Below are 26,092 nucleotides of genomic sequence, written 5' to 3'. Positions count from 1 at the left end.
AGCGGCACGCATTCACAGTCGGGATGGGGGACGGTCTTACGTATGGCCAGGGAATTCCAACGCGGTCACAAGGCCAAAATCAGTGATCTGACAGCGGGCACAGACCTCTATGTGGGTGTCCAGATCGCCGGGCCGGGACTCGCCATCGACATCAGCTGCTTCGGCCTGGACGTCAACGAACAGCTTTCGGACGACCGCTACTTCGTCTTCTTCAACCAGCCGAAGTCGCCGGAGGAGTCCATCCAGCAGCTCGGCACGCAGGCCGGCGACACGGAATCCTTCCGGGTGACCCTGGACCGCATTCCTGCCAACATCCACAAGCTCTCCTTCGCCGCCTCCATCGACGGCGCCGGGCAGATGTCGCAGATCGGCCCCGGCTACATCCGCATCGTCGCGGGAGGCGAGGAGGTCGTCCGGTACTCCTTCTCGGGCTCGGAGTTCAGCACCGAGCGCGCGCTGATGATCGGCGACTTCTACCTCAAGGACGTATGGCGCTTCGCCGCCGTCGGTCAGGGCTTCGACGGCGGTCTCGCCGCGCTGCTCCAGAACTTCGGCGGCGAGGTCGCCGAGGAGGAGCAGCCCGCGGCGCAGGCGCAGGCCCCGGCCGCGGCGCCCGGTTTCGCCCCGCCCCCGCAGGCCGCCGCCCCGGCGCCCTCCTTCGGCGCTCCCGCCCAGACGCAGCCCCCGGCCCCGGCGCCCTCCTTCGGTGCGCCGGCCCAGGCGCCGCCCCAGGCCCCCGCCCCGGCGCAGGTCCCGGCCCCCGCGCCGTACCAGCAGCCCGTCCACGCGGCCCCCACCATGGCCGCACCGATGGGCGCCCCCCTGGCCCCGCCCGCCCCCGCGCCCTACGGGCAGGTTCCGCCGCCCGCCCCGGCCCCCGCGCCGTACGGGCAGCAGCCGCAGCCCTCGTACGGCCAGGTCCCCGGCCAGCAGCAGCCCCCGTACGGCCAGCAGCCCGGCTTCGGCCAGCAGCCCCAGGGCTACGGCCAGCCCCCGCAGGCGGTGCCCGCCGCCGGCGCCGGACTCGCCGCCGCCCTCCAGCCGTACAAGGAAGCGCCCACCGGCGCCCGCTGGACCCCGCAGAACCAGCAGCTCATGCGCGTCGATCTCGCCATGGGCGGCCAGGCCGTCCTCGCCCGCCAGGGCAGCATGGTCCTCTACCAGGGCAAGGTCGACTTCAGCTACAAGGGCGCGGGCTTCGCCGGCCGCGTCGTCGGCAACGCCACCGGCCAGGAGATGCAGCTGATGCGCTGCGCCGGCCGCGGCCAGGTCTTCCTCGCGGAGGAAGGCGCGCACCTGCACGCCATCGAGCTCCAGGGCGACGCCATCTGCGTCTCCGCCGAGAACGTCCTCGCCTTCGACGAGTCGCTCCAGCACGAGGTCCGCCGCATCGAGGGCCACGGCATCCCGGGCGGCGCCCTGTTCACCATGCAGTTCCAGGGCACCGGCACGGTGATCGTCAAGACGCACGGCGTGCCCGTCGTCCTGCCCGTCACCCCGACCACCTTCGCGGACAGCAACGCCATAGTCGCGTGGTCGGCCGCCTCCCAGGTGATCATCTCCAGCCAGGTCCGGCTGCGCCGCAACGCCTACCCCGGCCACAGCGGGGAGACCGTGAACCTCCAGTTCCGCGGCGCTCCCGGCAACTTCATCGTCGTCCAGCCGTACGAGGTCTGAGGGAGCCCCACATGAATGCCATGAACGCAATGAACCAGCAGCTCGCGGGCTACGCCCCGACCCCCGTCACGGCCCGCATGGAGAACCACGGCCGCGCGATGCTCAAGGTCGCCATGCAGAGCGGCCAGGACCTCTTCGCGCGCACCGGATCCATGGTCGCCTACGAGGGCTTCGTCCAGTACGAGCCGAACCCGCCGGCCGTCCGCCAGATGGCCTCGCAGTGGCTCACCGGTGAGGGCGCCCCGCTCATGAAGTGCACGGGCGACGGCCTGCTCTACCTCGCCGACTACGGCGCGGACGTCGTCGTGATCAACCTCAACAACGACTCGCTCTCCGTCAACGGCACCAACCTGCTCGCCTTCGACGCCCACCTCCAGTGGGGCGTGGAGCGGGTCAAGGGCATGGCCAAGTTCGCCGGCCAGGGCCTGTTCAACGTGTCGGTCGCCGGCACCGGCTGGGTCGCGATCACCTCGCGCGGCACGCCGATCGTGGTCGACTGCGGCCGCGGCGACGACGAGACGTACGTCGACCCGGACGCGCTCGTCGCCTGGTCCCCGAACCTCAAGGTCAAGGGCAAGCGCAGCTTCAAGGCCTCGTCGATGCTGGGCCGGGGCAGCGGGGAGGCCTACCAGATGGCCTTCTCCGGCCAGGGCATCGTCGTCGTACAGCCCAGCGAGGACAGCACCGACCGGCTCCGGGCCCGGGGCTGAGGGGGAGAAGACACACCATGCAGAGCTCACTTTTCGCCCACGCAGAGGCGCAGTCCCAGGAGCGGTACGCCGTCCAGAACCCGCAGCTGCTGCGGGTCTCCCTGAGCGGCTCCGACGACGTCCTGGCCCGCAAGGGCGCGATGGTCGCCTACCAGGGGATCATCGACTTCGACGGCGAGTACCAGAGCACCACCCAGCGCAACGCCCGCGCCCGCACCGGCGAGGGCCTCGACCTGATGCGCTGCTCCGGTCAGGGCACGGTCTACCTCGCCAACCTGGCGCAGTACGTCCACGTCGTGGACGTGGACCAGGAAGGCCTCACGGTCGACAGCAGCTACGTGCTGGCCCTGGACTCCACCCTGCACACCGAGGCCATCGCGGTGGACAGCCAGTACGGGATCTCCGGCTCCGGCAAGTACCAGCTCAACATCACCGGCCGCGGCAAGGTCGCGCTGATGACCTCCGGCCAGCCGCTGATGCTGCAGGTCACGCCCGACAAGTACGTCAACGCCGACGCGGACGCCATCGTCGCCTGGTCCACCTCGCTGCGCGTGCAGATGCAGGCCCAGACGCACTCCACCGGCGTCTGGCGGCGGCGCGGCAACACCGGCGAGGGCTGGGAGCTGAGCTTCCTCGGCACCGGCTTCGCCCTGGTCCAGCCCAGCGAGGCGCTCCCGCCGCAGAACGCCCAGATCGGGCAGGGTGCGGCCGCGCAGTTCGGCCTGGGCCAGCACGGCGCCCACGCGCAGAACCAGAACAACGCCTGGAACTGATCCGGGTACGGACGATCCCGGTACGCACGGATCCCGGTACGCACGGATCCGGGCACGGACGGACGGAAGGGGCGGCCCCCGCATCGGCGGGGGCCGCCCCTTCCTCCTGTTCCTGCCGGCTCAGAGCCGCGCCAGGGCCGCCTCCAGCAGCCGCACCACCGAGGTGTCGGCCACCTCCGCCACCTGGGCGTACGGGAACCAGCGCAGGTCCAGCGACTCGTCGCTGATCGCTTCGAGGGCACCGGCGGGCGCCAGCACCGCGTACTGCACGTCCAGGTGCCAGTTGCACGGAGCCGGGATCGGATGCCGGTCCAGGCGCACCGGGCCGCCGGGCACCAGGGTCAGCCCCTCGGCGATGCCCGACTCCTCCACGGCCTCGCGCATCGCGGCCCCGGCGATGGTCGTGTCACCGGGCTCGCAGTGGCCGCCCATCTGGAGCCACATGCCGAGCTTCTTGTGCAGGGTCAGCAGCACGCGGTCCCGCACCGGGTCGATCACCAGGGCGCTGCCCGTGACGTGCCCCGCCTGGCAGGGCTTGTAGACCCCGTCCGGGTGGGCGGCCAAGTGCTCCAGGTACAGGTCGCGCAGCTCGGGCTGGTCCTCGTAGGACTTCAGGACCAGCACCGTGTCTTCGTACAGGGTCACTTCTTGTCGTCGCCGTCCTGCTCGCGCTTCTGGGCGGCCTCGCCCAGCATCTTGTCGATCTCGGAGAAGTCCAGCTGCTCGCGGTGCACGAACCCGTCCGGGTCGTCCAGGTCGGAAGCGGTCGGCAGCATGTCCGGGTGCTCCCACAGCCCGTCGCGCCCGTCCACCCCGCGCGCGTCGGTGAGCGAGGCCCACAGCCGCGAGGCGTCGCGCAGCCGGCGCGGCCGCAGCTCCAGCCCGATCAGCGTGGCGAAGGTCTGCTCCGCCGGGCCGCCCGAGGCGCGCCGCCTGCGCATGGTCTCGCGCATGGCGTCCGCCGAGGTCAGCCGGGGCTTGGCGGCCTCGTGCACGACCGCGTCCACCCAGCCCTCGACCAGCGCGAGCGCCGTCTCCAGACGGGCCAGGGCAGCCTTCTGCTCGGGGGTGTCCTGCGGCTGGAACATGCCGCCCTGAAGGGCTTCCTGAAGCTGCTCCGGGTTCGACGGGTCGAGCTGGCCGACCACGTCCTCCAGCTTCGAGGTGTCCACCTTGATGCCCCGCGCGTACCCCTCGACCGCGCCGAAGAGATGCGAGCGCAGCCACGGCACGTGCGCGAAGAGCCGCGCGTGCGCGGCCTCGCGCAGCGCCAGGTACAGCCGCACCTCGTCGGAGGAGACGCCCAGGTCCTTGCCGAAGCTCTCGATGTTCAGCGGCAGCAGGGCGGCCTTGCCGGCCGGGCCCAGCGGGAGCCCGACGTCGGTCGAGCCCACGACCTCGCCCGCGAGGGTGCCCACGGCCTGGCCGATCTGCTGGCCGAACATGGCCCCGCCCATGGAGCGCATCATGCCGAGCAGCGGGCCCGCCATGGCCTGCATCTCCTCGGGCAGGACGCCGCCCATGGCCGCGCCGACGCGCTCGGCGACCGGGTCCACGAGCTCCTTCCACACCGGCAGGGTCGCCTCGACCCATTCGGCGCGGCTCCACGCCACGGCGGTGGCGGCGCCCGACGGCAGCGAGGTGACGTCGTCGAGCCAGTGGTCGGCGAGGCGCACGGCCTCCTCGACCGCCGACTTCTCGGCGAGGCCGACGCTGGCGTCCTTGACCCCGTCCGCGGTGCCCTGGGCCACGGTCTGGCGGGCGATGTCCTTGGCCATGTCCCAGTTGACCGGGCCGCCCTCGTAGCTCAGCATCTGGCCGAGCTGCTGGAAGGCGGCGCCGAGGTCGTTCGGGTTCATGGAACCGAACATCGCGGCGAAGGGGTTGTCGGCGTCCCCCGGGGCGCCGGAGCCGCCGGGCAGGCCCGTGCCGAACCCGAACGGATTCGGGCCGCTCTGACCGCCCTGGTTGCCCTTCTTCTTGCCCTCGTCGCCGTTGTCCGGCTCCTCGGGCGGAAGGCCGAATCCGAATGGGGTGTCGCTCACGGGTTTCCTCGGCTCGTAGGGCCGCCGGCGGGGGCCGGCGGACAATGGGTCGACAACACCACCCAGCGTAGACACCAGACCCGCTTCCGGGCTCGGTGCTCCGCTGACTCCTGGGCTGCGGCAGGATGGACATCAACTGGTGGGTCCGCGTCACGGCGCGTCCCTACTGAAGACAACCGCTGGAGACGCCTGGTGAGTTCCCCAGATCCGCACGCTTTGGACGAACAGGGCCCGGAAGACCGCCCTGAGCACGGCGGGGACGCCCACGGCGTTCGCCGGACGCGAAACCCGGGCGGCTCCGCGCGCCGAGGCCCCGTGATCGCCGTGACCGGCGCCGCCTCGGGGGTCGGAGCGGCCCTGGTGACCAGGCTGGCCGCGTCCGACGAGGTCAAGCAGGTCGTCGCGATCGACGAGCGGCGCGGGGACAGCACCGACGCGGTGTGGCACCTCCTGGACGTACGGGACCCCGCGATCGCGGAGAAACTGCGCGGCGCGGACGTCGTGGTGCACCTCGCCCTCGACCTCGATCTGGAGACGGACCCGGCAGCCCGTACGGCGTACAACGTGCGGGGGACCCAGACCGTGCTCACCGCCGCCGCGGCGGCCGGAGTGCACCGGGTCGTGCTCTGCACGTCCGCGATGGTCTACGGGGCCCTGCCGGACAACGACATCCCGCTCTCGGAGGACGCCGAGCTGCGCGCCACCGCCGAGGCGACCGGCGTCGGCGACCTGCTGGAGATCGAGCGGCTGGGGCGCCGGGCGCCGCGCGCGCACCCCGGCCTGAACGTCACCGTCGTCCGCCCGGCGGTACTGGTCGGCGGTACGGACACCGCGCTGACCCGCTACTTCGAGTCCCCGCGCCTGCTGGTGGTGGCCGGCTCCCGCCCGACCTGGCAGTTCTGCCACGTCGAGGACCTGGTCAGCGCGCTGGAGTACGCGGCCCTGGAGAAGGTCGAGGGAGAGCTGGCGGTCGGCTGCGAGGGCTGGCTGGAGCAGGAGGAGGTCGAGGAGCTGAGCGGGATCCGCCGCATGGAGCTCCCGTCGGCCGTGGCCCTGGGCGCGGCGGCCCGGCTGCACCGGATCGGCCTCACCCCGTCCCCGGCCGGGGACCTCGCGTACACGATGCACCCGTGGGTGGTCAGCGTCAGCAGGCTGCACGCGGCGGGGTGGCGGCCGCGCTGGACCAACGAGGAGGTGCTGGCGGAGCTCCTCCAAGAGGTCGCCGGGCGGCACACCGTCGCGGGGCGCAGGCTGGGACGCAAGGACGCCACGGCCGCCGGCGCCGCGGGGGCGACGGTCGCGCTGCTGGGCGCCGCCGCCGCGATCCGCGCCGCCCGCCGGCGCCGGGGCATCTGACCCCGGCGGGGCCGGTTTTTGCCGGCGGGGCTGGATCTGGTCGGCGGGGCCGGGTCCGGCCGGTTTGGCCTGCGCCGTGACCAGGGGGTTCCTGTAGGAGGCTCCCAAGAGGGCCGGTGGGGACCTGGTGAAACTGCTATTCCGCCGGGTCGGCGGCTAGGGCACGATGGAAGGTATGGCACCGCACTTCGATCACCCCGGCGAGCACGCCGCTCCGGACCCGATCCGGCTGCTCGAAATCCGTGAGACCCCGCTTTCGATCGACGAGGTCTTCCAGGCCGTCGGCGACGACGCGGCGGGCGGCACGACGCTCTTCGTCGGCACGGTGCGCGACCACGACAGCGGGGCGGACGTCGACGCGCTCGGCTACTCCTGCCACCCGTCGGCCGAGGCGGAGATGCGCCGCGTCGCCGAGCGCGTCGTGGAGAAGTACCCGGTCCGCGCCCTCGCCGCCGTCCACCGCATCGGTGACCTGGCCGTCGGCGACCTCGCGGTGGTCGTCGCCGTGTCCTGCCCGCACCGCGGCGAAGCCTTCGAAGCCGCCCGGATGCTGATCGACGACCTCAAGCACGAGGTCCCGATCTGGAAGCACCAGACTTTCGCGGACGGTACGGAGGAGTGGGTCGGCGCCTGCTGAAGCGGGGCCGGCGGGTGGGCCCGCCGGCCGACGGACGGAGTCCGGCGCGGCCCGCCGAAGCCTGTGAGGCGCCCCCGGCGCCGAGCAGTGCGAGGGGGCCGTGCAGGATGGGTCCTCAAGCACGAGGTCCCGATCTGGAAGCACCAGACCTTTGCGGACGGTACGGAGGAGTGGGTCGGCGCCTGCTGATTGCCCCGTTCGGACGCGCAACACGCCCTCGATTTGCGTAACCCCCTCCCGGGCAGCAGCGTTGAAGCCACCAACAACACGTACTTCGGGGTAGGGAGACACGCCCATGGCGTCTTTGGCGTGGTTGCTGATTCCGCTGTTCGCCGCGATCGGAGCGGCAATATGGGGCAGCTGGGCGGCACGCGACCGCACATCCGGTGACATATCCGAGCTCGCGGGCTACGCGCGGTTCCGCGAGGCCATGGGCCAGAACGAACCGGGCGCGCCGAAGGCGGACGCGGAGCGCAAGAAGGACACGGTCGACTCCGTCTGACGCGGCTGCGGGCCCCCGTACGGACCGGCCCCGGGGGCCGCGCTTCAGGGCCGTCACGTACTGTCGATCCATGCCACGCCGCACTGCGACGATGCTCGCCTCCACCCTCATGCTGTTCGCGCTGCTCTGCGCGGGAGTGTTCATGAAGGCCCCGTACTCCGAGATGAGCCCGGGCCCGACCGTGAACACGCTCGGGGACTCGCACGGCGAGGCCGTCCTGAACATCTCGGGGCGCAAGACGTACCCGACCGACGGGCACCTGAACATGACGACGGTCCGCGTCACCGGCGCGGACTACGACATGAACCTGCTGGAGGCCGTGTACGGCTGGGCCGCGGGGGACAACATCGTGGTGCCGCACGAGAACCTGTATCCGGACGGCAAGACGGAGCAGGAGTCCACGCAGGAGAACGCCGAGGAGTTCAGCCAGTCGCAGGAGAGCGCCAAGGTGGCCGCCCTCAAGCAGCTCGGCATCCCGGTCTCCGCCCGCGTGATCGTCGCCTCCGTGGTCAAGGACAGCCCCTCCGAGGGCAAGCTGCACGCCGGGGACGTCATCAAGGCCGTGGACGGCACCCCCGTCAAGGCTCCCGAGGACGTGGCCAAGCTGGTCACCAAGCACAAGCCCGGCGAGCCGGTCGAGTTCACCATCGTGCCCGCCCCCGAGGCCGCCGAGGCCGAGAAGGCGCACCGCGAGCCCACCGGCACGACGAAGGTCACGATCATCGCGGGCAAGGCGGAGGACGACGGTCACGCGATCGTCGGCATCCGGGCCGGCACCGACCACACCTTCCCGTTCACCATCGACATCAAGCTCGCCGACGTCGGGGGTCCCAGTGCCGGTCTGATGTTCGCGCTCGGCATCGTCGACAAGCTGACCCCGGAGAACCTGACCGGCGGCAAGTTCATCGCCGGCACCGGCACCATCGACGACGCGGGCAAGGTCGGCCCGATCGGCGGCATCCAGATGAAGACCATCGGCGCCCGCCAGGCCGGCGCCCAGTACTTCCTGACGCCCGCCGAGAACTGCGCCTCCGCCGCGGCCGACGTGCCCGACGGGCTGACCCTGGTCAAGGTCTCCACCATCGACGACGCCGTGAAGGCGCTGGAGAAGATCAGCAAGGGGGACACGGCCGGGCTGACGCAGTGCAGCGCCAAGCCCTGACCGTTTCCCCGTCGCCGGCCCGGAGACGGCCTAGTCGAGGAAGGTCGCGGCCAGCGCCTCGGCCAGCCCAGGCACCAGCGTCGCGCCGGTCAGCACCTCGTTCGCCGAGTCCTTGTCCCGCAGCCGTACGGCCGACTCCCGCGAGCCGTCGCGCAGGACGCCCACGGTCAGACGCACCTCCTGGCGCTCCGGGTGGGTGGCGACCCACTTGGTGAGCTGCTTGTCGGTGAGCCCCTCCGGTACGGAGGACTCGGCGGACGGCGGCAGCATCAACCGCTCCACGGTCAGCGCGCAGCCGAGGATCGAGGCGGGCCATGCGATCGTTCCCAGGAACTTGTCCAGCGGGGTTCCGGCCGGCACCTCGTCCTGCTCGATCGGGGTGAGCTGGTTCTTGCCCGTGTCGTCCTGGTCGAGGCCGAGCTGGCGGGCGACGCCCGGCGCCTCCTTGCGCAGCTTGGCCGTGTCGACCAGGGCGAAGAGCCGGGCGGGCTTGTCCCAGCCGAGGGTGGAGGCGTACTCGTCGATTTCGAGGACGGCACGGGTCAGCGGGCTTGCCGCCATAGGGGTGCCGGGGGACGGCGAAAGGTTGGACATGGGCAACATCCTGCCTCCTTTCCACCGGATACCGGGAACTGACTAAAGCCTCAGTAAGTTGCATGAGTGGGTTCTACGATCGGGGGCCCATGCTTTGAAAACTCATCGCATCACTTACACACAGCGACTTTCGAGGTGCGCACCTTGGCTTTCCAGATGCCGGACCGCGGCGGAGGCCCCTCCGGGCCACGGATGAGAGTCGGCCGCCCGTCCCGGCGCGCCCGGACTCTTCTGATGACCTTGGGCGTGCTGGCCGTCCTGGCCATGGCGTTCATCATGTTCGCCGGCTTCTGGACGGACTGGCTCTGGTTCCGCTCCGTCAACTACTCCACCGTCTTCACCAAGACCCTGTGGACCAAGGTCGGCCTCTTCGCCGTCTTCGGCCTCCTCATGGCCGGTGCGGTCGGGCTGAACATCTGGCTGGCCCACCGGCTGCGGCCGCCGCTCAGCGCGATGTCGATGGAGCAGCAGAGCCTCGACCGCTACCGGATGACGGTCGCGCCGTACCGCAAATGGCTGCTGCTCGGCATCTCCGCACTGGTCGGCCTGATCGCGGGCGCCTCGGCGGCGGGCCAGTGGAAGACCTGGCTGATGTACGTGAACGGGGTGCCCTTCGGCACGAAGGACCCCCAGTTCAACCTGGACGTGTCGTTCTACACCTTCGACCTGCCCTGGTACCGCTTCCTGCTCGGCTTCGGCTTCGCCGCCGTCGTGCTCTCGGTGATCGCCGCCGCCGTCGTGCACTACCTCTACGGGGGACTGCGCGTCACCAGCCCGGGTGCGCGGGCCACCGCCGCGGCGACCGGCCACCTGTCGGTGCTGCTCGGCCTCTTCGTCACGCTCAAGGCGGTCGCGTACTGGCTCGACCGGTACGGCCTCGCCGTGAAGTCCAGCGACTTCAAGGCCGCGGACAACTGGACCGGCCTGCGGTACGTCGACGCCAACGCCTACCTGCCCGCCAAGACGATCCTCGTCGCCATCGCCGCGATCTGCGCCGTGCTGTTCTTCGCGACGCTGTGGCGCCGCACCTGGCAGCTCCCGGTCATCGGCTTCGGCCTGATGGTGCTCTCGGCGATCCTGATCGGCGGGCTGTACCCGGCGATCGTGCAGAAGTTCCAGGTCCAGCCGAACGAGCAGGCCAAGGAATCCCCGTACGTCCAGAAGAACATCAAGGCGACGCGCGACGCCTACGGAGTCGCCGACGCCTCGGTCACGGACTACCCGGGCCTGCCGGACCCCAAGGCGGACAAGAAGAAGCTCCGCCAGGACGCGAACACCACGGCGAGCATCCGCCTGCTCGACCCGAACATCGTGTCCCCGGCCTTCCAGCAGCTCCAGCAGAACAAGGGCTACTACGGTTTCCCGGCCACGCTGGCGGTCGACCGGTACAAGGGCCAGGACACGGTCATCGGGCTCCGTGAGATCAACCTCGCGGGCATCCCGAAGAACAACTGGATCAACGACCACTTCCGTTACACCCACGGATACGGCGTGGTCGCGGCCAAGGGCACCGAGGTGACCGCGAACGGCGAGCCGCTGTTCACCGAGTCGGGCCTGCCCGCTCAGGGCAACCTCGGGACGTACGAGCAGCGGATCTACTACGGCGAGCAGACGAAGCAGTACTCGATCGTCGGCGGACCGCAGAAGGAGCTCGACTACGCCAACGACGCGGGCGAGAAGGAGACCACGTACCAGGGCGACAGCGGGGTGAGCCTGGGCAACCCGGTCAACCGCGCCGCGTACGCCCTGGCCTTCAGCGAGCCGCAGATCCTCTACTCCGGGGCCATCGACGACAAGTCGAAGATCCTCTACAACCGCACGCCCAAGGCGCGGGTCGAGGCGGTCGCCCCGTGGCTGACGATCGACGGAGCCGTGTACCCGGCGGTGATCGACGGCCGGGTCCAGTGGATCGTGGACGCCTACACCACCACCAACGGCTACCCGTACGCGTCCCGCACGCAGCTCGGGGACACCACGGCGGACTCGCTGACCAACTCCCAGCGCGCAGTGGTCGCGCAGGAGAACCAGGTCAACTACATCCGGAACTCGGTGAAGGCCACCGTCGACGCCTACGACGGCACGGTGAAGCTGTACCAGTGGGACACCAAGGACCCGGTCCTCAAGACGTGGATGAAGGCCTTCCCCGGCACGGTGAAGGACAAGAAGTCGATCTCGCCGACCCTGATGGAGCACCTGCGCTACCCGCAGGACCTCTTCAAGGTCCAGCGTGAGCTGCTGACCCGCTACCACGTCACGGACCCGCAGACCTTCCTCAGCGGCAGCGAGGTCTGGGCGGTGCCGGACGACCCGACCACCAAGGCGGGGACGGCCGTTCCGCCGTACTACCTCTCCATGAAGATGCCGGGCCAGAAGGATCCCGACCAGGCCTTCTCCCTCACCACGACGCTCACGCCGAACGGCAGGGACAACCTGAGCGCCTTCATGGCGGTCAACGCCGATCCCACCACCGCGGACTACGGCAAGATCCAGCTGCTGAAGCTGCCCACGCAGAACCCGGTGGACGGTCCGAAGCTCGTCCAGGCGAGATTCAACTCCAAGCCGGAGATCGCCCAGGAGATCAACATCCTGAGCCGCGGCGATTCCCAGGTGGAGTACGGCAACCTGCTCACGGTCCCGCTCGACAAGGGAATGCTCTACGTCGAGCCGGTGTACGTGCGCGGTGGCGGCCTCAAGTACCCGCTGCTGAAGAAGGTCCTGGTGACCTACGGGGACCAGACGGCCTTCGAGGACACGCTGGAGAAGGCGCTGAACGTGGTGTTCGGGGCCGAGTCGGCGACCACGCCGCCGGGCGACGGGACCACGACCCCGCCGGGCGACGGGACCACCACCCCGCCGCCGGCCAGCCAGGACCCGACGGTCAAGGCGGCCCTCGCGGACGCGCAGAAGGCGGTCGACGACGCCGACAAGGCGCTCAAGGCCGGCGACTGGGCGGCGTACGGAAAGGCCCAGAGCGATCTGCAGGCCGCCCTGAAGCGGGCGATCGAGGCAGAGGCGAAGGTGACGGCGCCCGCGCCCACCGGATAGCGGTAATGGTTCCACCCCGCGTCGTGCTACTGTTGGTTTACCGACGCGGGGTGGAGCAGCTCGGTAGCTCGCTGGGCTCATAACCCAGAGGTCGCAGGTTCAAATCCTGTCCCCGCTACTGAAGACGAAGGCCCGGATCCGATGGATCCGGGCCTTCGTCATGCCCAATCGAGTTTTTCGCCGACGCGGCGTCACTGGGGTGGGTGAGTTGGGGTGTGAGCGTGTTTGACTTGTCTCTCTGTGGGCATGTCGACAAAACGCTGTAGTGACCTCACTGACTGCGACATACCAGGTGTACGCGGGTAGCAGGTGATGCGACGATGGGATTTATGGGGGACAGGTCAACTCTGCTGGAGACAGGGCGGTTTGTGAGGGCGGACTCCGAATCGGATGCGGAGGCCGATGGGGCGGCTCAGGCCGTTGAGGTGCGTACCGCGATGACCACGCGGGCCGTACGGACCACGGCCACGGCGCCGACCACGCCGGACGTGTCAGACGTGTCAGTCGATGCGCTGTTCGACGACGCGGTCTTCGCGCTGACCGACTCGGCCGGCGACGCCGCGCTGGAGGCCCCGCACCGGGTCGCCGCCGACAAGGGTGACCCGGGCGCGATGAGCGTACTCGGGGCCCTCCTGCTGCGCCGCGGCGACCTCGCGGGAGCCGAGCCGTACCTGCGCGGGGCGACCGGGGCGGGCGACCGCGCGGCCGCCAACAACCTCGGCGTACTGCTGCACCAGCGGGGCTACCCCGAGGAGGCCGCCGGCTGGTGGCGCGTGGCCGCCGTGGCCGGATCCGCTCCCGCCGCGCACGCCCTGGGCCGCTACTACCGCGAGCGGGGCGACGAGCCCGCCGCCGAGTACTGGATGCGCCAGGCGGCGGAATCCGGCCATGCCCTGGGGGCCTACGGCCTCGCCGACCTGCTGGAGCACCGCGGGGACAAGGGCGTCGAGCGCTGGTTCCGGGCCGCCGCGGAGCAGGGGCACCGCGAGGCCGCGTACCGGCTGGCCCGGCACCTGAGGAAGGGCGACCCGGCCGAGGCCGAGCAGTGGTACCGGCAGGCCGCCGCGCGCGGGCACCGGCGCGCCGGGCTGCACCTGGGCGCGCTGCTGGAAGCGCGCGGGGAGCTGAAGGAGGCCGGCCGCTGGTACCTGACCTCCGCCAAGCAGGGCGAGCCGCGGGCGGCGTGCGCGCTCGGCTTCCTGCTGCGCGACGCCGGCGACGAGGAGAACGCGGCCACCTGGTGGCTGCGGGCCGCGCAGGATGGCGACGGCAACGCGGCGAACGCGCTGGGCGCACTGCACGCCGCGCGCGGCGAGACGCAGACGGCGGAGAAGTGGTACCGGGCCGCGATGGACGCGGGCGACCAGAACGGGGCGTACAACCTCGCGCTGCTCTGCGCCGCCCAGGAGCGCACCGGGCCGGCCGAGCAGTGGTACCGGCGCGCCGCGTACGCGGGACACCGCGAGGCGGCCAACGCGCTGGCCATCCTGCTGCTGCAGGGCGGTGACGCGGAGGGCGCGGAGCCGTGGTTCTCCAAGGCGGCGGAGGCGGGCAGCGTGGACGCCGCCTTCAACCTCGGGATCCTGTTCGCCAGCCGGGACGAGGACCGGACGGCCCTGAAGTGGTACGAGCGTGCGGCCTCGGCGGGACACACCGACGCGGCGCTCCAGGTCGGCATCGCGCTGGTCCGCGACGGCGAGGAGCGGGCGGCGGAGCGCCACCTGCGGTGCGCGGCCGGCGGCGGCAGCGCGGAGGCCGCCTTCCGGCTGGCCGCGCTGCTGGAGTCGCTGGCGCCGCCGCCGGAGCCGGTGGCCCTGGGCGAACCGCTGGGCGGGGTCGCGCGCACCGAGGGCGAGGAGTGGTACGAGCGTGCCGCGGAGCTGGGGCACCGGCGTGCCCAGGTCCGGGTCGGCATGCTGGCCGCCGCGCGGGGCGAGCTGGCGGCCGCCGCGCGGTGGTACCGGGAGGCGGCGGAGGCCGGCTCCCGCAACGGGGCCTTCAACCTGGGGCTGCTGCTGGCGCGCGAGGGCAACGAGCCCGAGGCGGCGCTGTGGTGGACCCGGGCGGCGGTGGCCGGACACGGGCGGGCGGCGCTGCGCCTGGGACTGCTCGCCGCCCGGCAGGGGGACCTGACGGAGGGGCAGAAGTGGTGCGTGCGCGCCATGGAACTGGGCCCGGCCGAGGTCTCCGAGCGGGCGGCCCGGCTGCGCGACGCGCTGGCGGAGGAGCTATCCGCGTAGACCCCCGGTTAACCGATTTGCATCTGCTCGCCACGCTCGCGTACAGTCAGGTTTACCGACGCGGGGTGGAGCAGCTCGGTAGCTCGCTGGGCTCATAACCCAGAGGTCGCAGGTTCAAATCCTGTCCCCGCTACTGAAGAACCGAAGGCCCGGATCCCCTGGATCCGGGCCTTCGGTCGTTCTTGAAGGCGAACGGGAACGCGGGAACGAAGGAGGCCGGGAGCTCGATGAGCTCCCGGCCTCCTCTCACGTCTTCGTCCGTCAGGCTCCGGCGCAGTTCGGGCACACCCCGCGGTAGGTGACCTCGACCGCCGACACCACGAAGCCGAAACGCTCCGTGTCCGGCAGGTCGGCCAGCGGGTTGCCCGAGGGGTGGACGTCGCGGATCGCCCCGCACTGCGCGCACACCAGGTGCTGGTGGGGGCGGTGGGCGTTCGGGTCGTACCGCTTGGCGCGCCGGTCCGTGGACACCTCCAGGACCTCGCCGAGGGTGACGAGCTCGCCCAGGGTGTTGTAGACGGTCGCGCGGGAGATCTCCGGCAGCCTGTTCACGGCGCGCGCGTGCACCTCGTCGGCCGTCAGGTGAACGTGGTCACCGTCGAGCACCTCGGCCACGACGCGCCGCTGTGCGGTCATGCGCCATCCGCGTCCGCGAAGTCGTTCCAGCAGGTCACTCATACACGCCAGCCTAACAGCGAGGGGATTCGGTGTAACTCCCGAATCTGTGTCGACTTGGATGCTTACTTGACTTAGACAAAGTCCATCGTAGGATCGGTTACGTTAGGGCGCAGGATAGGTTTGCAGCAAATTTACGCAGGAGGCGCAACGTGACGCAGGGACCGCTCACCACGGAGGCCGGAGCTCCGGTCGCGGACAACCAGAACAGCGAGACCGCCGGCATCGGCGGACCCGTTCTGGTCCAGGACCAGCTGCTGCTGGAGAAGCTCGCGCACTTCAACCGCGAGCGCATCCCGGAGCGCGTGGTGCACGCCCGTGGCGCCGGTGCGTACGGCACGTTCACGCTGACCCGTGACGTCTCGCAGTGGACCCGTGCGAAGTTCCTGTCCGAGGTCGGCAAGGAGACCGAGACCTTCCTGCGCTTCTCCACCGTCGCGGGCAACCTCGGCAGCGCCGACGCGGTCCGTGACCCCCGCGGCTGGGCGCTGAAGTTCTACACCGAAGAGGGCAACTACGACCTCGTCGGCAACAACACCCCGGTGTTCTTCATCAAGGACGCCATCAAGTTCCCCGACTTCATCCACACCCAGAAGCGCGACCCGTACACGGGCTCGCAGGAGGCGGACAACGTCTGGGACTTCTGGGGTCTGTCGCCCGAGTCCACCCACCAGGTGACCTGGCTGTTCGGTGACCGCGGCATCCCGGCGTCCTACCGCCACATGAACGGCTTCGGCTCGCACACGTTCCAGTGGAACAACGAGGCCGGCGAGGTCTTCTGGGTCAAGTACCACTTCAAGACCGACCAGGGCATCAAGAACCTCACCCAGGCCGAGGCCAACCAGCTCGCCGGTGAGGACCCCGACTCGCACCAGCGCGACCTGCGCGAGTCCATCGAGCGCGGCGACTTCCCGTCCTGGACCGTGCAGGTCCAGATCATGCCGGCGGCCGAGGCGGCCGAGTACCGCTTCAACCCGTTCGACCTCACCAAGGTGTGGCCGCACGCGGACTACCCGCTCATCGAGATCGGCAAGCTGGAGCTCAACCGCAACCCGGAGAACGTCTTCGCCGAGGTCGAGCAGTCGATCTTCTCCCCGGCGCACTTCGTTCCCGGCATCGGTCCGTCCCCGGACAAGATGCTCCAGGGCCGTCTCTTCGGCTACGGCGACGCCCACCGCTACCGCGTCGGCATCAACGCCGACCACCTGCCGGTGAACCGCCCGCACGCCACCGAGGCGCGCACCAACTCCCGCGACGGCTACCTGTACGACGGCCGCCACGCGGGCGCCAAGAACTACGAGCCGAACAGCTTCGGCGGCCCGCACCAGACGGACCGTCCGCTGTGGGTCTCCTCGGCCGTCACCGGTGGCACGGGCAACCACGCCGCCCCCTCGCACTCCGAGGACAACGACTTCGTCCAGGCGGGCAACCTCTACCGCCTGTACTCGGAGGACGAGAAGACCCGTCTGATCGAGAACCTCTCCGGCTTCATCGCCAAGGTCTCCCGCGACGACATCGTCGAGCGTGCGATCAACAACTTCCGCCAGGCGGACGGTGACTTCGGCAAGCGTCTGGAGGCCGCGGTCCAGGCCCTCCGCGGCTGATGGACGCCTTGTCGTAGCAGGCCGACGGGCCGGTACTCCCGCAAGGGGGCGCCGGCCCGTCGGCCGTTCCTACGCGGGTACGGAAGCCGGTACGGCGGCGCGCCGCGCCGGGGCCCAGCAGCGGATGACGTCCCGTACGGACACGATGCCCACCGGGCCGCCGTGCTCCAGGACGATCAGATGACGGAAGCCGCCGTGGGCCATCGCCTCGGCGGCTTCCTGCACGGTGGCGTCCGGGGTGCAGAAGACCACGTTGTTGGTGGTGTGCGCGCCCACGGACTCCCGGTCGGGATCGTGGCCCGCGCCGATCGAGTTGAGGATGTCGCGCTCGGTCAGGATGCCGATGCCGCTGTGTTCGGGATCGAGGACGACGGCGGCGCCGACGCGCCGGCCGGACATCAGGCAGGCCGCCTGCCGCAGGGTGTGAGTGGGTCCGAGGGTGAGGATCACGGTGCTCATGGCGTCGCGGACGAGCATGAAGAGAGCCACCTCCTGGTGAGTCCCCCCGCTTGGGTGGGGTGCGCGCGAAGGGCCGCACTTAGAGAAGCCCTTCACAAGCGCACAAGCGGAGGAGTCTCAGATTCCCACGCACACGGAAAGCCAGCAAGGAGGCGCGTAAGGGGCGCTTTCGGCACCCCGCGGGCGCAGGCCACCGCCGCGGCGGCGCGCGCCCGGCCCGTACGCGTCAGCCGCGCGGGCGCAGCAGGTCCAGCATCTCCGCGTGCAACAGCCCGTTGGAGGCCGCCGCGTTGCCGCCGTGCACGCCGTCCACCCCGTCCAGAGCGGTGAAGCGGCCGCCGGCCTCCTCCACCACCACGGCCAGGGCCGCCATGTCCCACAGGCTCAGCTCCGGCTCGGCGCACAGGTCGAGGGAGCCCTCGGCGACCATCATGTACGGCCAGAAATCGCCGTAGCCCCGCGTACGCCAGCACGCGCGGGTCAGGTCCAGGAAGCCGGGCAGCCGCCCCTGCTCCTCCCAGCCGCTCAGCGAGGAATAGGCGAAGGAGGCGTCGCCCAGCGTGGCGACCTTGGAGACGCCGAGGGCGGTGGTCCCGCCGAGGGCGCCGCCCGTGAAGGCGCCCCGGCCGCGCGCCGCCCACCAGCGGCGGCCCAGGGCCGGCGCGGACACCACGCCGACGACCGGGCGGAAGGCGCCGTCGGCCTGCTCCTCCATGAGGGAGATCAGCGTCGCCCACACCGGCACGCCGCGCACGTAGTTCTTCGTACCGTCGATCGGGTCCACGACCCAGCGGCGCGGGCCGTCGCCCTTGAGGCCGTACTCCTCGCCCAGGATGGCGTCGGCGGGCCGCGCGGCGGCGATCCCGGCCCGGATGAGCTCCTCGGTGGCGGTGTCGGCCTCGCTCACCGGGGTCATGTCGGGCTTGGTCTCGACCTTCAGGTCGAGGGCGCGGAACCGCTCCATCGTGGCGGCGTCCGCCGCGTCGGCGAGTTCGAGGGCAAGGCGCAGGTCATCGTCATACTCGGGCATGCCAGAACCCTACCGAGGCGGCCGTGGCGGTGCGGAAGGCGTCCACGGTGCGGCACGGGAACCCTTGACAGGATCTGTCGGTCCGTCAACTCTGACGGAGACGCCGGCCGGAGGCGTCGAAGGGGAGGCGACGGTGCCGACGGCCCGGGAGTCCTTGCTCGAAGCGGCGGGAGCGGCGCTCGTGGCGCGCCCATGGCCGGCCGTGCGGATGATCGACGTGGCCGCCGCCGCCGGGGTCTCGCGGCAGACCCTCTACAACGAGTTCGCGGGCAAGACGGGCCTGGGCCACGCACTGGTCCGGCGCGACGCGGCCTGGTACCTCGACGGGGTGGACCGGGCCCTGGCCTCCTCGGGCGTGTCCGCCGAACGGCTGGCGGCGGTCGCGGAGTGGACCGTGCGCGCGGGCCGGCAGCGCCCCCTCGCGCGGGCCCTGCTGACGGGGGCCTGGAACGGGAACTTACCCGTCCCGGCCGGGCGCGGAGTCCGGCCGGGACTGCCCGCCCTGGGACCCGCCGAGCTGATCCGCGGTGTCCGGGAGCGGGCCGACGCGGCGTTCGGCGAGCAGGAGGGGGCGCAGCGGTGCGAGCTCGCCGTGCGGCTCGCGCTGTCCTACCTGATCGCTCCCGGCGACCCGCCGGGGGCGGGGCACGCCGTGCTGCACCGGCTGCTCAGTGGGACGAGCCCGAGAGCTGGAGCCCGATGACGCCGAGGATCACCAGCGAGATCGAGACCAGCTTGAGGGTGGAGACCAGATCCCCGAGGAAGACCATCCCGTAGATCGCGGTACCGGCCGCCCCGATGCCGGTCCACACCGCGTAGGCCGGTCCCACGTCCAGCTTCTTCAGGGCCAGCGTTAGCAGACCGAAGCTGCCGAGCGCGAAGCACGCGAAGGCGATGGTCGGCCACAGTCGGGTGAAGCCGTGCGAGAGCTTGAGGCAGACCGCGAACCCCGTTTCCAGGATCCCGGCGACCACGACCAGCAGCCACGCCATGGCGTATGCCTCCCCGCGTCATGTGACGCGCTCACGGGCCGGGCCCGAGCGTCACTTGGTGCGATTATGCATTTACCAGACATCGGGTACGGCAAACCCCGCCGGTCGATCGCCCATTGATCCAGTCGCCCCGCCCGAGCGGCCCCATCAGTCGCCCTCGCGGCGCTCCCGCGTCTGCAGCAGCCGGCGCAGCGAGTACAGCCGCGCCGGATCCGCGTGGCCGTCCTCCACCCACTTGTCGAGCGCGCAGTCCGGCTCGTCGTGGCTGCACGCGCGCGGGCAGCCCTCGGTCCCCGGCACCAGCTCCGGGAAGGCCAGGATGACCCGGGACGGGTCCACGTGGTGCAGGCCGAAGGACCGTACGCCCGGGGTGTCGATGACCCAGCCGTCCCCGCCCGGCAGCGGCAGCGCGAGCGCCGAGGTGGTGGTGTGCCGGCCCCGGCCGGTCACCGCGTTGACCACTCCGGTCGCGCGCTGGCGGCCCTCGGCGACCAGCGAGTTCACCAGGGTGGTCTTGCCGACGCCCGAGTGGCCGACGAAGGCGGTGATCCGGCCGTTCAGGCGCTCGCGCACCCGCTCGGCCGCATCGCCCGTCGCCAGCTCCTCGCGGTTGGTGACCACGTAGTTCAGGCCGAAGGTCGAGTAGATCTCCAGGATCTTGTCCGCGGAGGTCAGGTCGGACTTCGTGAGCACCAGCAGCGGTTCCAGCCCGGCGTCGTACGCGGCCACCAGGCAGCGGTCGATCATGCGGGGGCGCGGCTCGGGATCGGCCAGCGCCGTCACGATGGCCAGCTGGTCGGCGTTGGCGACGACGATGCGCTCGTAGGGATCGTCGTCGTCGGCCGTGCGCCGCAGGACGGACTTGCGCGCCTCGATCCGCACGATGCGGGCGAGGGTGTCCTTCTTGCCGGACAGGTCACCGACGATCCAGACCCGGTCCCCGACCACCGCCGCCTTGCGGCCCAGCTCGCGGGCCTTCATCGCGTGCACCGGACGGTCATCGACCAGGCAGGTGAGCCGGCCGCGGTCCACGGTCAGGACGAAGCCCTCGGCCGCGTCCTCGTGCTTGGGGCGGATGGTCGTACGCGGCCGGTTGCCCTTGGGGTTGGGCCGCTGGCGGATGTCGTCTTCGTCGGTGTGCTTCCCGTACCTGCGCATGACGAGCCCTACGCTCCCACGCCTGCCGGAGCCGTTTCGGCCCGGGCGAGCATGTCCGCCCACATCTGCGGGAAGTCCGGCAGGGTCTTCGCGGTCGTCGCCACGTTCTCCACGAGCACGCCCTGGACCGCCAGGCCGATCACCGCGCCGGCCGTGGCCATCCGGTGGTCGTCGTACGTGTGGAACGTGCCGCCGTGCAGCGTGCGCGGCCGGATCCGCAGACCGTCCGCGGTCTCCGTGACATCGCCGCCCAGCCCGTTGATCTCCTTGGTGAGCGCCGCCAGCCGGTCCGTCTCGTGCAGCCGCAGGTGCGCGACCCCGCGCAGCACGGACTCCGAGTCGGCCAGCGCCGCGACCGCCGCGATGCCCGGGGTGAGCTCCCCGACCTCGCCCAGGTCCACGTCGATGCCGTGGATCTTGCCGGTGCCGGTGAAGACCAGGCCGGCGTCGGTCAGCTCGCAGGAGCCGCCCATCTCCGTGAAGATCCGGCGCAGCGCGTCGCCGGGCTGCGTGGTGCGGCGCGGCCAGTCCGGGATGGTGACCGTGCCGCCGGTGATCAGGGCCGCCGCCAGGAAGGGCTGCGCGTTGGAGAGGTCCGGCTCCACGACCAGGTCGCGGCCGAGCAGGGCGCCGGGGGCGACCCGCCAGACGTTCTTCTCGCCGCCGGACTCGGGGGTGTCGACCTGCGCGCCCGCCGCGCGCAGCATCTCCACCGTCATCCGGATGTGCGGCATGGACGGCAGGTTGGTGCCCACGTGCCGGACCTCGACGCCCTGGTTGAAGCGCGGGGCGGAGAGCAGCAGCGCGGAGACGAACTGCGAGGAGTTGCTCGCGTCGATCTCCACGGTCCCGCCCTCCAGGGCCCCGCCGCCCTGGACGGTCAGCGGCAGCGCCCCGCGGCCGTCGTCGTCGATGCGGGCGCCGAGCGTGCGCAGCGCCGTGATGACCTGGCCCAGGGGGCGCTCGTAGGAGCGCGGGTCGCCGTCGAAGCGGATGTCGCCGGAGGCGAGGGTGGCGACGGGCGGCAGGAAGCGCATGACCGTGCCCGCGTTGCCGACGTCGACCGTGGCCGGGCCGTGCAGCGCCGCCGGGATGACCCGCCAGGCCTCGCCGGCCTGGCCCTCGCCGGCGGAGCTGGAGGAGACGGTCTCCTCGATGCCGACGCCCAGCGCGCGCAGCGCGTCGGACATCAGCTGGGAGTCGCGCGAACGCAGCGGGCGGCGCACCCAGCCCGGCTCGGAGGCGAGCGAGGCGAGCACGAGGGCGCGGTTGGTGACCGATTTGGACCCGGGCACGGTGACGGTGGCCTGGACGGCAGTGTCGGCGAGCGGGGCGGGCCAGAGGGCTTGGAGCGCGGGGGTCTCGGTCATGGCCACCACTTTAGTGGCTTCCCATGGCCGCAGATCTTGATCGCCGGGGGAGTCTCGGCGGGCGGACAAGCGCCGGGCCGGGCCGGATCGCGGTGGGGCGGCGGCCGGCCGGGTGGTGAGCGGCGGTCGGGCGGGGGCTGGTCAGCGGCCGGTCGGCTGCCGGTCGGCGGCCGGACAGTGGCCGGTCAGAGGGCCAGCAGCCTGCTGCCGGTCAGAGGGCCAGCAGCCAGCGGCCGCCGCCGATGAGCGAGGACAGCGCCACCACGTGGAAGAGCAGCAGCCACACCACCGGGTGCACGTGGGTGAGCCGTCCGAGCTGGTCCGCGTCGGAGTCGGGCGCCCCGCCGCCCCGGCGCTTCGCCCCCAGCTCGAAGACCGGCCGGACGCCGCCGAGGAGCAGGAACCACACCACGGCGTACGCGAAGACCGCCTGCACGTCCGCCGGGGCCAGCCAGGAGACCAGTACGAAGGTGGCGCCCGTGACCAGCACCGTCAGCAGCCCGTACGCGTTGCGGATCATCACCAGCACCGCCAGCAGCAGGGCGGTCGCCGCCCACAGCAGCAGGGTGATCCGGTGGGCCGAGAGCAGGGCCGCCCCGCCGAGGCCGAGCAGGGAGGGCGCCGTGTACCCGGCGGCGGCGGTGAGGACCATGCCGAGGCCCGTGGGCTTGCCGCGGCTGACGGTGACCCCGCTGGTGTCCGAGTGCAGCCGGATCCCGTCCAGGCTGCGGCCCGTCAGCAGCGCCAGCAGTCCGTGGCCGCCCTCGTGCGCGATGGTGATCGCGTTGCGCGACAGGCGCCACACCGGCCGGGGGCCCACGGCGACGAGCGCAACCAGCCCCGTCGCGATCACCAGCCACTGGTCGGGCGCCGCCTGTATGCCGGTGAGCCGGTCCCACAGGCCGGCCGTGGTGCTGGTGTTCATGGGGTGGCGGACTCCTTGTCGTGGCGTTCGGGTGACATGGCAGTGTGGCAGCCATGTGCGGAAGGTATGCAGCGAGTCGTGGGCCGGAGGAGCTGGCCGAGGTCTTCGGGGTGGAGCGGTGGGAGCCGGAGGAGGTGCTGGCCCCCGACTGGAACGTGGCTCCGACGAAAGAGGTCCACGTCGTCCTCGACCGTCCACTGAAAGACGCTCCGAACCCGCGTCCGGTTCGCCAGCTGAGGGTCCTGAAATGGGGGCTCGTCCCGTCCTGGGCGCAGAATCCCGAGGGCGCCGCCCGGATGATCAACGCCCGGTCCGAGACCGTCGCCGAGAAGCCGTCCTTCCGCCGCCCCTTCGCGCAGCGCCGCTGCATCATCCCGGCGGACGGCTACTACGAGTGGGTCACCGCCCACGACGAGCGGCAGCTGGAGGTCGAGGGCAAGAAGAAGCGGACGCGCAAGCAGCCCTACTTCGTCCTCCCCTGCGACGGCTCCGTCTTCGCCATGGCCGGGATATACGAGTTCTGGCGCGACCGGACCCTGCCCGACGAGCACCCGCTCGCCTGGTGGGCGACCTGCTCGGTGATCACCACCGAGGCCGAGGCCGGCCCGCTCGGCGTCACCCCCGCCGAGGGGCCGCGCTCGCTCGCCGACATCCACCCCCGGATGCCGCTCATGCTCACCCCGGACCGGTGGGACGCCTGGCTGGATCCGGCGCGGACCGACCCCGACGAGCTCCAGGCCCTGCTGGCCCCGCCGCCCGGCGGGCTGATGCGCGCCTACCCGGTGTCCACGGCCGCGAGCAACGTCCGAAACAACGGGCCCGAGCTGCTGGCGGAACTGGAAGGGCCCGAGGAGGGCACGCTCTTCTGACCGGGCCGGAGCCCGCCCTCCCTCCCGCACGACGGCGCTTCCGGCGCTCCCGACCGCCCCGGCGTCACCCCGACGGGCGCCGCCGACCGGCATGATCGGGGCATGAGCAGCACGCGCGCCGAGCACACCCGGCTCACCGAGAGCATTGCCACCCCGGCGGGCGAGGCCCGCGTCACCTGGCACCCGGCCCCGGCGGGCAAGGCCCGCCTGGTGCTCGCCCTGGGCCACGGAGCCGGCGGCGGGATCGAGGCCCGGGACCTCCAGGCCCTGGCCGCCGCCCTGCCCGCCCTGGGGATCACCGTGGCGCTGGCCGAGCAGCCCTGGCGGGTCGCCGGGAAGAAGGTGGCCGCCGCGCCCAAGGTGCTGGACGCGGGCTGGAACGCCCTGTGGCCCGCCTTCGCGGAGCCCGGGCTGCCCGTCGTCGCGGGCGGCCGCAGCGCCGGGGCCAGGGTGGCCTGCCGGACCGCAGCGGAGCTGGGCGCGGCCGGGGTGCTCGCGCTGGCCTTCCCGCTGCACCCGCCGGGCCGGCCGGAGAAGTCCCGGGCCGAGGAGCTGCTGGGCGCCGGGCGGCCGGTGCTGGTGGTCCAGGGCGGCCGCGACGCCTTCGGGCGGCCGGAGGAGTTTCCGGCGCGGGGAGCGCGCGGAGCCTCGTACGAGCTGGTGGAAGTGGAGGGCGGGGACCACGGTTTCGCCGTGCCGAAGAGGACCGGGCCCACCCAGGAGGAGGCCCTGGCGGTGATCACCGGGGCGGTGGCCGGGTGGCTCGGGCGGCTGCCGGTGTGACGTTGGTCCCGAAACCCGCGGGCCCCATGGGAATGTGCCGCAGCGGCCTTCTGTTGTCCCGGATGTCGGTACGTACGGGAACACGTCGGAGGAGAGGCAACGCATGACCCAGGTCATCAGCCAGAACCGTCCGCAGGCCGCTGACCTGGACTGGACAGTGCTGCCTGCGCCCAAGCGCGGCACGGTTCGGGCGGCGGGCGACCGGGATGGTCGACTATTCTCCGATTCGAGCGGGTCCGCTTTCGGAGTCGCCACGCAGTCGGAGGAGGTGGGTCCTGTCGCCGGGACCGACGAAGGCCACGCGGAAGAGACGACCCCGGAGCGCAATGCGCGCTTCGAGAGGGACGCCCTCGGCTACCTCGACCAGATGTACTCGGCCGCCCTGCGCATGACGCGCAATCCGGCCGACGCCGAGGACCTGGTCCAGGAGACGTACGCGAAGGCATACGCGTCCTTCCACCAGTTCCGCGAGGGCACCAACCTGAAGGCGTGGCTGTACCGCATTCTGACCAACACCTTCATCAACTCGTACCGCAAGAAGCAGCGCGAACCCCAGCGCAGTGCGGCCGAGGAGATCGAGGACTGGCAGCTTGCGCGCGCCGAGTCGCACATGTCGACGGGCTTGCGTTCCGCCGAGTCGCAGGCTCTCGATCACTTGCCCGATTCCGACGTGAAGGAAGCGCTCCAGGCCATTCCGGAGGAGTTCCGCATCGCGGTCTATCTTGCCGACGTAGAGGGCTTTGCGTACAAGGAGATCGCGGACATCATGGGCACACCCATCGGTACGGTCATGTCGCGACTGCACCGTGGCCGCCGTCAACTCCGTGGAATGCTTGAGGACTACGCCCGTGAGCGCGGGCTCGTCCCGGCCGGCGCGGGAGAGTCGAACGACTTGAAAGGCTCGGGCTCATGAGCTGCGGAGACGCACACGAGACGGAGTGCTCCGAGGTCCTGGACCACCTTTATGAGTTCCTGGACCAGGAGATGCCCGACAGCGACTGCACGAAGTTCGAGGCGCACTTCGGCGAGTGCAATCCCTGTCTGGAGAAGTACGGCCTGGAACAGGCCGTGAAGAAGCTGGTCAAGCGCTGCTGCGGATCGGACGACGTGCCGACCGACCTGCGCTCGAAGGTGATGGGCCGGATCGAGCTCATCCGTTCGGGGCAGGCGGTGCCGGATCATGACATTACGGCCGCACCGCCCGAGCCGGCCGTCGCCGAGCCGATGCCGGGATCCGCGGCGGGCTGAAAAGTCGAAACGCCGAAAAACCGGCCAGGCGCGCCGATGAAGTAGTACCCGATTGAACAATCCCGAACAGCCGCCCCCGGAAGGGCACTTCCTTCACTCGAAGGTGGTAATCCGGGGGCGTCCGCATGGCGCAATGCAAAAATGTGGCCCACCTCGCTCCCGGGCCCACTTATTCTCCCCATTCGGGTACTGGTTTGATTCGTACCTGACTTGCACGGCTCAGGGGGAGGAGAGCGCC

The 26,092-nt window shown here is 71.3% G+C and carries 25 protein-coding genes, 2 tRNA genes and 1 pseudogene; 18 read left to right on the top strand and 10 right to left on the bottom strand.

Features of this window, described 5'->3' with window-relative positions; translation table 11 throughout:
• The first annotated feature begins 42 nt into the window (after window positions 1–42).
• The 3 genes from OG276_RS11955 to OG276_RS11945 are packed head-to-tail and all read left to right on the top strand — an operon-like array spanning window position 43 to window position 3,160.
• Entirely contained in the window at window positions 43–1,677 is a 1,635-nt protein-coding gene (locus OG276_RS11955; RefSeq protein ID WP_266904715.1) for a TerD family protein, read from the top strand.
• 29 nt (window positions 1,678–1,706) lie between these two features.
• On the top strand, window positions 1,707–2,387 hold the full coding sequence (locus OG276_RS11950; protein WP_266912721.1) for an AIM24 family protein: 681 nt from the start codon (window positions 1,707–1,709) through the stop codon (window positions 2,385–2,387).
• A gap of 17 nt (window positions 2,388–2,404) precedes the next feature.
• Window positions 2,405–3,160 (top strand): AIM24 family protein, encoded by a 756-nt coding sequence (locus OG276_RS11945; protein ID WP_266904713.1) that lies wholly within the window; start codon window positions 2,405–2,407, stop codon window positions 3,158–3,160.
• Between the two features lie 120 nt (window positions 3,161–3,280).
• Here the strand turns inward: OG276_RS11945 and OG276_RS11940 are convergent, their stop codons facing one another.
• Together OG276_RS11940 and OG276_RS11935 are read right to left on the bottom strand one after the other, a co-directional pair.
• Window positions 3,281–3,805 carry an NUDIX hydrolase gene (locus OG276_RS11940; protein WP_266904711.1) on the bottom strand — a complete coding sequence of 175 codons (525 nt, stop codon included), beginning with the start codon at window positions 3,803–3,805 and terminating at the stop codon, window positions 3,281–3,283.
• Window positions 3,802–5,205 carry a zinc-dependent metalloprotease gene (locus OG276_RS11935; RefSeq protein ID WP_266904709.1) on the bottom strand — a complete coding sequence of 468 codons (1,404 nt, stop codon included), beginning with the start codon at window positions 5,203–5,205 and terminating at the stop codon, window positions 3,802–3,804. The genes OG276_RS11940 and OG276_RS11935 overlap by 4 nt, the downstream gene beginning before the upstream one ends.
• Before the next feature lie 192 nt (window positions 5,206–5,397).
• Between OG276_RS11935 and OG276_RS11930 the strand changes: the two genes are divergently transcribed.
• The 5 genes and pseudogenes from OG276_RS11930 to OG276_RS11910 all read left to right on the top strand — a co-directional run bounded on the left by OG276_RS11930 (window position 5,398) and on the right by OG276_RS11910 (window position 8,862).
• Window positions 5,398–6,561, top strand: coding sequence for an SDR family oxidoreductase (locus OG276_RS11930; RefSeq protein WP_323182328.1), 1,164 nt, complete (start codon window positions 5,398–5,400; stop codon window positions 6,559–6,561).
• A 175-nt stretch (window positions 6,562–6,736) separates the two neighbouring features.
• Complete coding sequence (locus tag OG276_RS11925; RefSeq protein ID WP_266904705.1) at window positions 6,737–7,198, top strand: molybdenum cofactor biosynthesis protein MoaE; 462 nt, start codon at window positions 6,737–6,739, stop codon at window positions 7,196–7,198.
• A gap of 114 nt (window positions 7,199–7,312) precedes the next feature.
• A pseudogene (locus OG276_RS11920) lies at window positions 7,313–7,387 on the top strand (molybdenum cofactor biosynthesis protein MoaE); the annotation flags it as partial.
• Window positions 7,388–7,493: 106 nt separating this feature from the next.
• Window positions 7,494–7,700 carry a hypothetical protein gene (locus OG276_RS11915; RefSeq protein WP_266904703.1) on the top strand — a complete coding sequence of 69 codons (207 nt, stop codon included), beginning with the start codon at window positions 7,494–7,496 and terminating at the stop codon, window positions 7,698–7,700.
• Window positions 7,701–7,770: 70 nt separating this feature from the next.
• Window positions 7,771–8,862 carry a PDZ domain-containing protein gene (locus OG276_RS11910; RefSeq protein WP_266904701.1) on the top strand — a complete coding sequence of 364 codons (1,092 nt, stop codon included), beginning with the start codon at window positions 7,771–7,773 and terminating at the stop codon, window positions 8,860–8,862.
• 30 nt (window positions 8,863–8,892) lie between these two features.
• On the opposite strand, the gene OG276_RS11905 is transcribed toward OG276_RS11910, so the two are convergent.
• Complete coding sequence (locus OG276_RS11905; protein ID WP_266904699.1) at window positions 8,893–9,465, bottom strand: PPA1309 family protein; 573 nt, start codon at window positions 9,463–9,465, stop codon at window positions 8,893–8,895.
• Window positions 9,466–9,591: 126 nt separating this feature from the next.
• Between OG276_RS11905 and OG276_RS11900 the strand changes: the two genes are divergently transcribed.
• The 4 genes from OG276_RS11900 to OG276_RS11885 all read left to right on the top strand — a co-directional run bounded on the left by OG276_RS11900 (window position 9,592) and on the right by OG276_RS11885 (window position 14,874).
• Entirely contained in the window at window positions 9,592–12,501 is a 2,910-nt protein-coding gene (locus OG276_RS11900; protein ID WP_266904697.1) for a UPF0182 family protein, read from the top strand.
• A gap of 44 nt (window positions 12,502–12,545) precedes the next feature.
• Window positions 12,546–12,619: transfer RNA gene (locus OG276_RS11895), tRNA-Met, on the top strand.
• 202 nt (window positions 12,620–12,821) lie between these two features.
• Complete coding sequence (locus tag OG276_RS11890) at window positions 12,822–14,741, top strand: tetratricopeptide repeat protein (protein ID WP_266904695.1); 1,920 nt, start codon at window positions 12,822–12,824, stop codon at window positions 14,739–14,741.
• A 59-nt stretch (window positions 14,742–14,800) separates the two neighbouring features.
• A tRNA-Met gene (locus OG276_RS11885) sits at window positions 14,801–14,874 on the top strand.
• Between the two features lie 128 nt (window positions 14,875–15,002).
• On the opposite strand, the gene OG276_RS11880 is transcribed toward OG276_RS11885, so the two are convergent.
• Window positions 15,003–15,419 (bottom strand): Fur family transcriptional regulator, encoded by a 417-nt coding sequence (locus OG276_RS11880; protein WP_266904693.1) that lies wholly within the window; start codon window positions 15,417–15,419, stop codon window positions 15,003–15,005.
• A gap of 149 nt (window positions 15,420–15,568) precedes the next feature.
• Between OG276_RS11880 and OG276_RS11875 the strand changes: the two genes are divergently transcribed.
• On the top strand, window positions 15,569–17,020 hold the full coding sequence (locus OG276_RS11875; protein ID WP_266904691.1) for a catalase: 1,452 nt from the start codon (window positions 15,569–15,571) through the stop codon (window positions 17,018–17,020).
• 69 nt (window positions 17,021–17,089) lie between these two features.
• On the opposite strand, the gene OG276_RS11870 is transcribed toward OG276_RS11875, so the two are convergent.
• Together OG276_RS11870 and hisN are read right to left on the bottom strand one after the other, a co-directional pair.
• Entirely contained in the window at window positions 17,090–17,497 is a 408-nt protein-coding gene (locus tag OG276_RS11870) for a cyclic nucleotide-binding/CBS domain-containing protein (protein WP_266904689.1), read from the bottom strand.
• Window positions 17,498–17,705: 208 nt separating this feature from the next.
• The gene (gene hisN / locus OG276_RS11865) at window positions 17,706–18,509 is read right to left on the bottom strand and encodes a histidinol-phosphatase (RefSeq protein ID WP_266904686.1); all 804 of its coding nucleotides are present in this window, start codon (window positions 18,507–18,509) and stop codon (window positions 17,706–17,708) included.
• Window positions 18,510–18,642: 133 nt separating this feature from the next.
• Between hisN and OG276_RS11860 the strand changes: the two genes are divergently transcribed.
• Window positions 18,643–19,212 carry a TetR/AcrR family transcriptional regulator gene (locus tag OG276_RS11860; protein WP_266904684.1) on the top strand — a complete coding sequence of 190 codons (570 nt, stop codon included), beginning with the start codon at window positions 18,643–18,645 and terminating at the stop codon, window positions 19,210–19,212.
• On the opposite strand, the gene OG276_RS11855 is transcribed toward OG276_RS11860, so the two are convergent.
• The 4 genes from OG276_RS11855 to OG276_RS11840 all read right to left on the bottom strand — a co-directional run bounded on the left by OG276_RS11855 (window position 19,178) and on the right by OG276_RS11840 (window position 22,954).
• On the bottom strand, window positions 19,178–19,501 hold the full coding sequence (locus tag OG276_RS11855; RefSeq protein WP_112447780.1) for a multidrug efflux SMR transporter: 324 nt from the start codon (window positions 19,499–19,501) through the stop codon (window positions 19,178–19,180). The genes OG276_RS11860 and OG276_RS11855 overlap by 35 nt on opposite strands.
• Before the next feature lie 147 nt (window positions 19,502–19,648).
• Window positions 19,649–20,659, bottom strand: coding sequence for a ribosome small subunit-dependent GTPase A (gene rsgA / locus OG276_RS11850; protein ID WP_266904682.1), 1,011 nt, complete (start codon window positions 20,657–20,659; stop codon window positions 19,649–19,651).
• A gap of 8 nt (window positions 20,660–20,667) precedes the next feature.
• Entirely contained in the window at window positions 20,668–22,029 is a 1,362-nt protein-coding gene (gene aroA, locus OG276_RS11845; RefSeq protein ID WP_266904680.1) for a 3-phosphoshikimate 1-carboxyvinyltransferase, read from the bottom strand.
• Between the two features lie 211 nt (window positions 22,030–22,240).
• Complete coding sequence (locus OG276_RS11840) at window positions 22,241–22,954, bottom strand: M50 family metallopeptidase (RefSeq protein WP_266904678.1); 714 nt, start codon at window positions 22,952–22,954, stop codon at window positions 22,241–22,243.
• 53 nt (window positions 22,955–23,007) lie between these two features.
• On the opposite strand from OG276_RS11840, the gene OG276_RS11835 reads away from it, so the two are divergent.
• From OG276_RS11835 to rsrA, 4 genes are all read left to right on the top strand, one after another.
• Window positions 23,008–23,823 (top strand): SOS response-associated peptidase, encoded by an 816-nt coding sequence (locus tag OG276_RS11835; protein WP_266904676.1) that lies wholly within the window; start codon window positions 23,008–23,010, stop codon window positions 23,821–23,823.
• A 102-nt stretch (window positions 23,824–23,925) separates the two neighbouring features.
• A complete protein-coding gene (locus OG276_RS11830) occupies window positions 23,926–24,606 on the top strand; it encodes an alpha/beta family hydrolase (protein WP_266904674.1) in 681 nt (226 codons plus the stop codon).
• 268 nt (window positions 24,607–24,874) lie between these two features.
• Complete coding sequence (locus OG276_RS11825) at window positions 24,875–25,519, top strand: sigma-70 family RNA polymerase sigma factor (protein WP_008741505.1); 645 nt, start codon at window positions 24,875–24,877, stop codon at window positions 25,517–25,519.
• Window positions 25,516–25,854, top strand: a complete 339-nt coding sequence (gene rsrA / locus OG276_RS11820) for a mycothiol system anti-sigma-R factor (RefSeq protein ID WP_266904672.1) — start codon at window positions 25,516–25,518, stop codon at window positions 25,852–25,854. Before OG276_RS11825 ends, rsrA begins: the two co-directional genes overlap by 4 nt.
• The last annotated feature ends 238 nt before the right edge of the window (window positions 25,855–26,092 follow it).

Origin of the sequence: Streptomyces sp. NBC_00086, from assembly GCF_026343255.1 — a bacterium.
Lineage (GTDB): Bacteria > Actinomycetota > Actinomycetes > Streptomycetales > Streptomycetaceae > Streptomyces.
Note: the sequence above shows the minus strand (reverse complement) of the source record. Positions and strands in the feature narration are given on the sequence as shown.

What these genes read in the sequence shown, in the direction of transcription:
- OG276_RS11955 (WP_266904715.1), top strand. Translation starts at nt 43, where the DNA reads ATGGCCAGGGAATTCCAACGCGGTCACAAGGCCAAAATCAGTGATCTG.
- OG276_RS11950 (WP_266912721.1), top strand. Translation starts at nt 1,707, where the DNA reads ATGAACCAGCAGCTCGCGGGCTACGCCCCGACCCCCGTCACGGCCCGC.
- OG276_RS11945 (WP_266904713.1), top strand. Translation starts at nt 2,405, where the DNA reads ATGCAGAGCTCACTTTTCGCCCACGCAGAGGCGCAGTCCCAGGAGCGG.
- OG276_RS11925 (WP_266904705.1), top strand. Translation starts at nt 6,737, where the DNA reads ATGGCACCGCACTTCGATCACCCCGGCGAGCACGCCGCTCCGGACCCG.
- OG276_RS11915 (WP_266904703.1), top strand. Translation starts at nt 7,494, where the DNA reads ATGGCGTCTTTGGCGTGGTTGCTGATTCCGCTGTTCGCCGCGATCGGA.
- OG276_RS11910 (WP_266904701.1), top strand. Translation starts at nt 7,771, where the DNA reads ATGCCACGCCGCACTGCGACGATGCTCGCCTCCACCCTCATGCTGTTC.
- OG276_RS11905 (WP_266904699.1), bottom strand. Translation starts at nt 9,465, where the DNA reads ATGTTGCCCATGTCCAACCTTTCGCCGTCCCCCGGCACCCCTATGGCG.
- OG276_RS11890 (WP_266904695.1), top strand. Translation starts at nt 12,822, where the DNA reads ATGGGATTTATGGGGGACAGGTCAACTCTGCTGGAGACAGGGCGGTTT.
- OG276_RS11880 (WP_266904693.1), bottom strand. Translation starts at nt 15,419, where the DNA reads ATGAGTGACCTGCTGGAACGACTTCGCGGACGCGGATGGCGCATGACC.
- OG276_RS11870 (WP_266904689.1), bottom strand. Translation starts at nt 17,497, where the DNA reads ATGCTCGTCCGCGACGCCATGAGCACCGTGATCCTCACCCTCGGACCC.
- hisN (WP_266904686.1), bottom strand. Translation starts at nt 18,509, where the DNA reads ATGCCCGAGTATGACGATGACCTGCGCCTTGCCCTCGAACTCGCCGAC.
- OG276_RS11855 (WP_112447780.1), bottom strand. Translation starts at nt 19,501, where the DNA reads ATGGCGTGGCTGCTGGTCGTGGTCGCCGGGATCCTGGAAACGGGGTTC.
- rsgA (WP_266904682.1), bottom strand. Translation starts at nt 20,659, where the DNA reads ATGCGCAGGTACGGGAAGCACACCGACGAAGACGACATCCGCCAGCGG.
- aroA (WP_266904680.1), bottom strand. Translation starts at nt 22,029, where the DNA reads ATGACCGAGACCCCCGCGCTCCAAGCCCTCTGGCCCGCCCCGCTCGCC.
- OG276_RS11840 (WP_266904678.1), bottom strand. Translation starts at nt 22,954, where the DNA reads ATGAACACCAGCACCACGGCCGGCCTGTGGGACCGGCTCACCGGCATA.
- OG276_RS11835 (WP_266904676.1), top strand. Translation starts at nt 23,008, where the DNA reads ATGTGCGGAAGGTATGCAGCGAGTCGTGGGCCGGAGGAGCTGGCCGAG.
- OG276_RS11830 (WP_266904674.1), top strand. Translation starts at nt 23,926, where the DNA reads ATGAGCAGCACGCGCGCCGAGCACACCCGGCTCACCGAGAGCATTGCC.
- rsrA (WP_266904672.1), top strand. Translation starts at nt 25,516, where the DNA reads ATGAGCTGCGGAGACGCACACGAGACGGAGTGCTCCGAGGTCCTGGAC.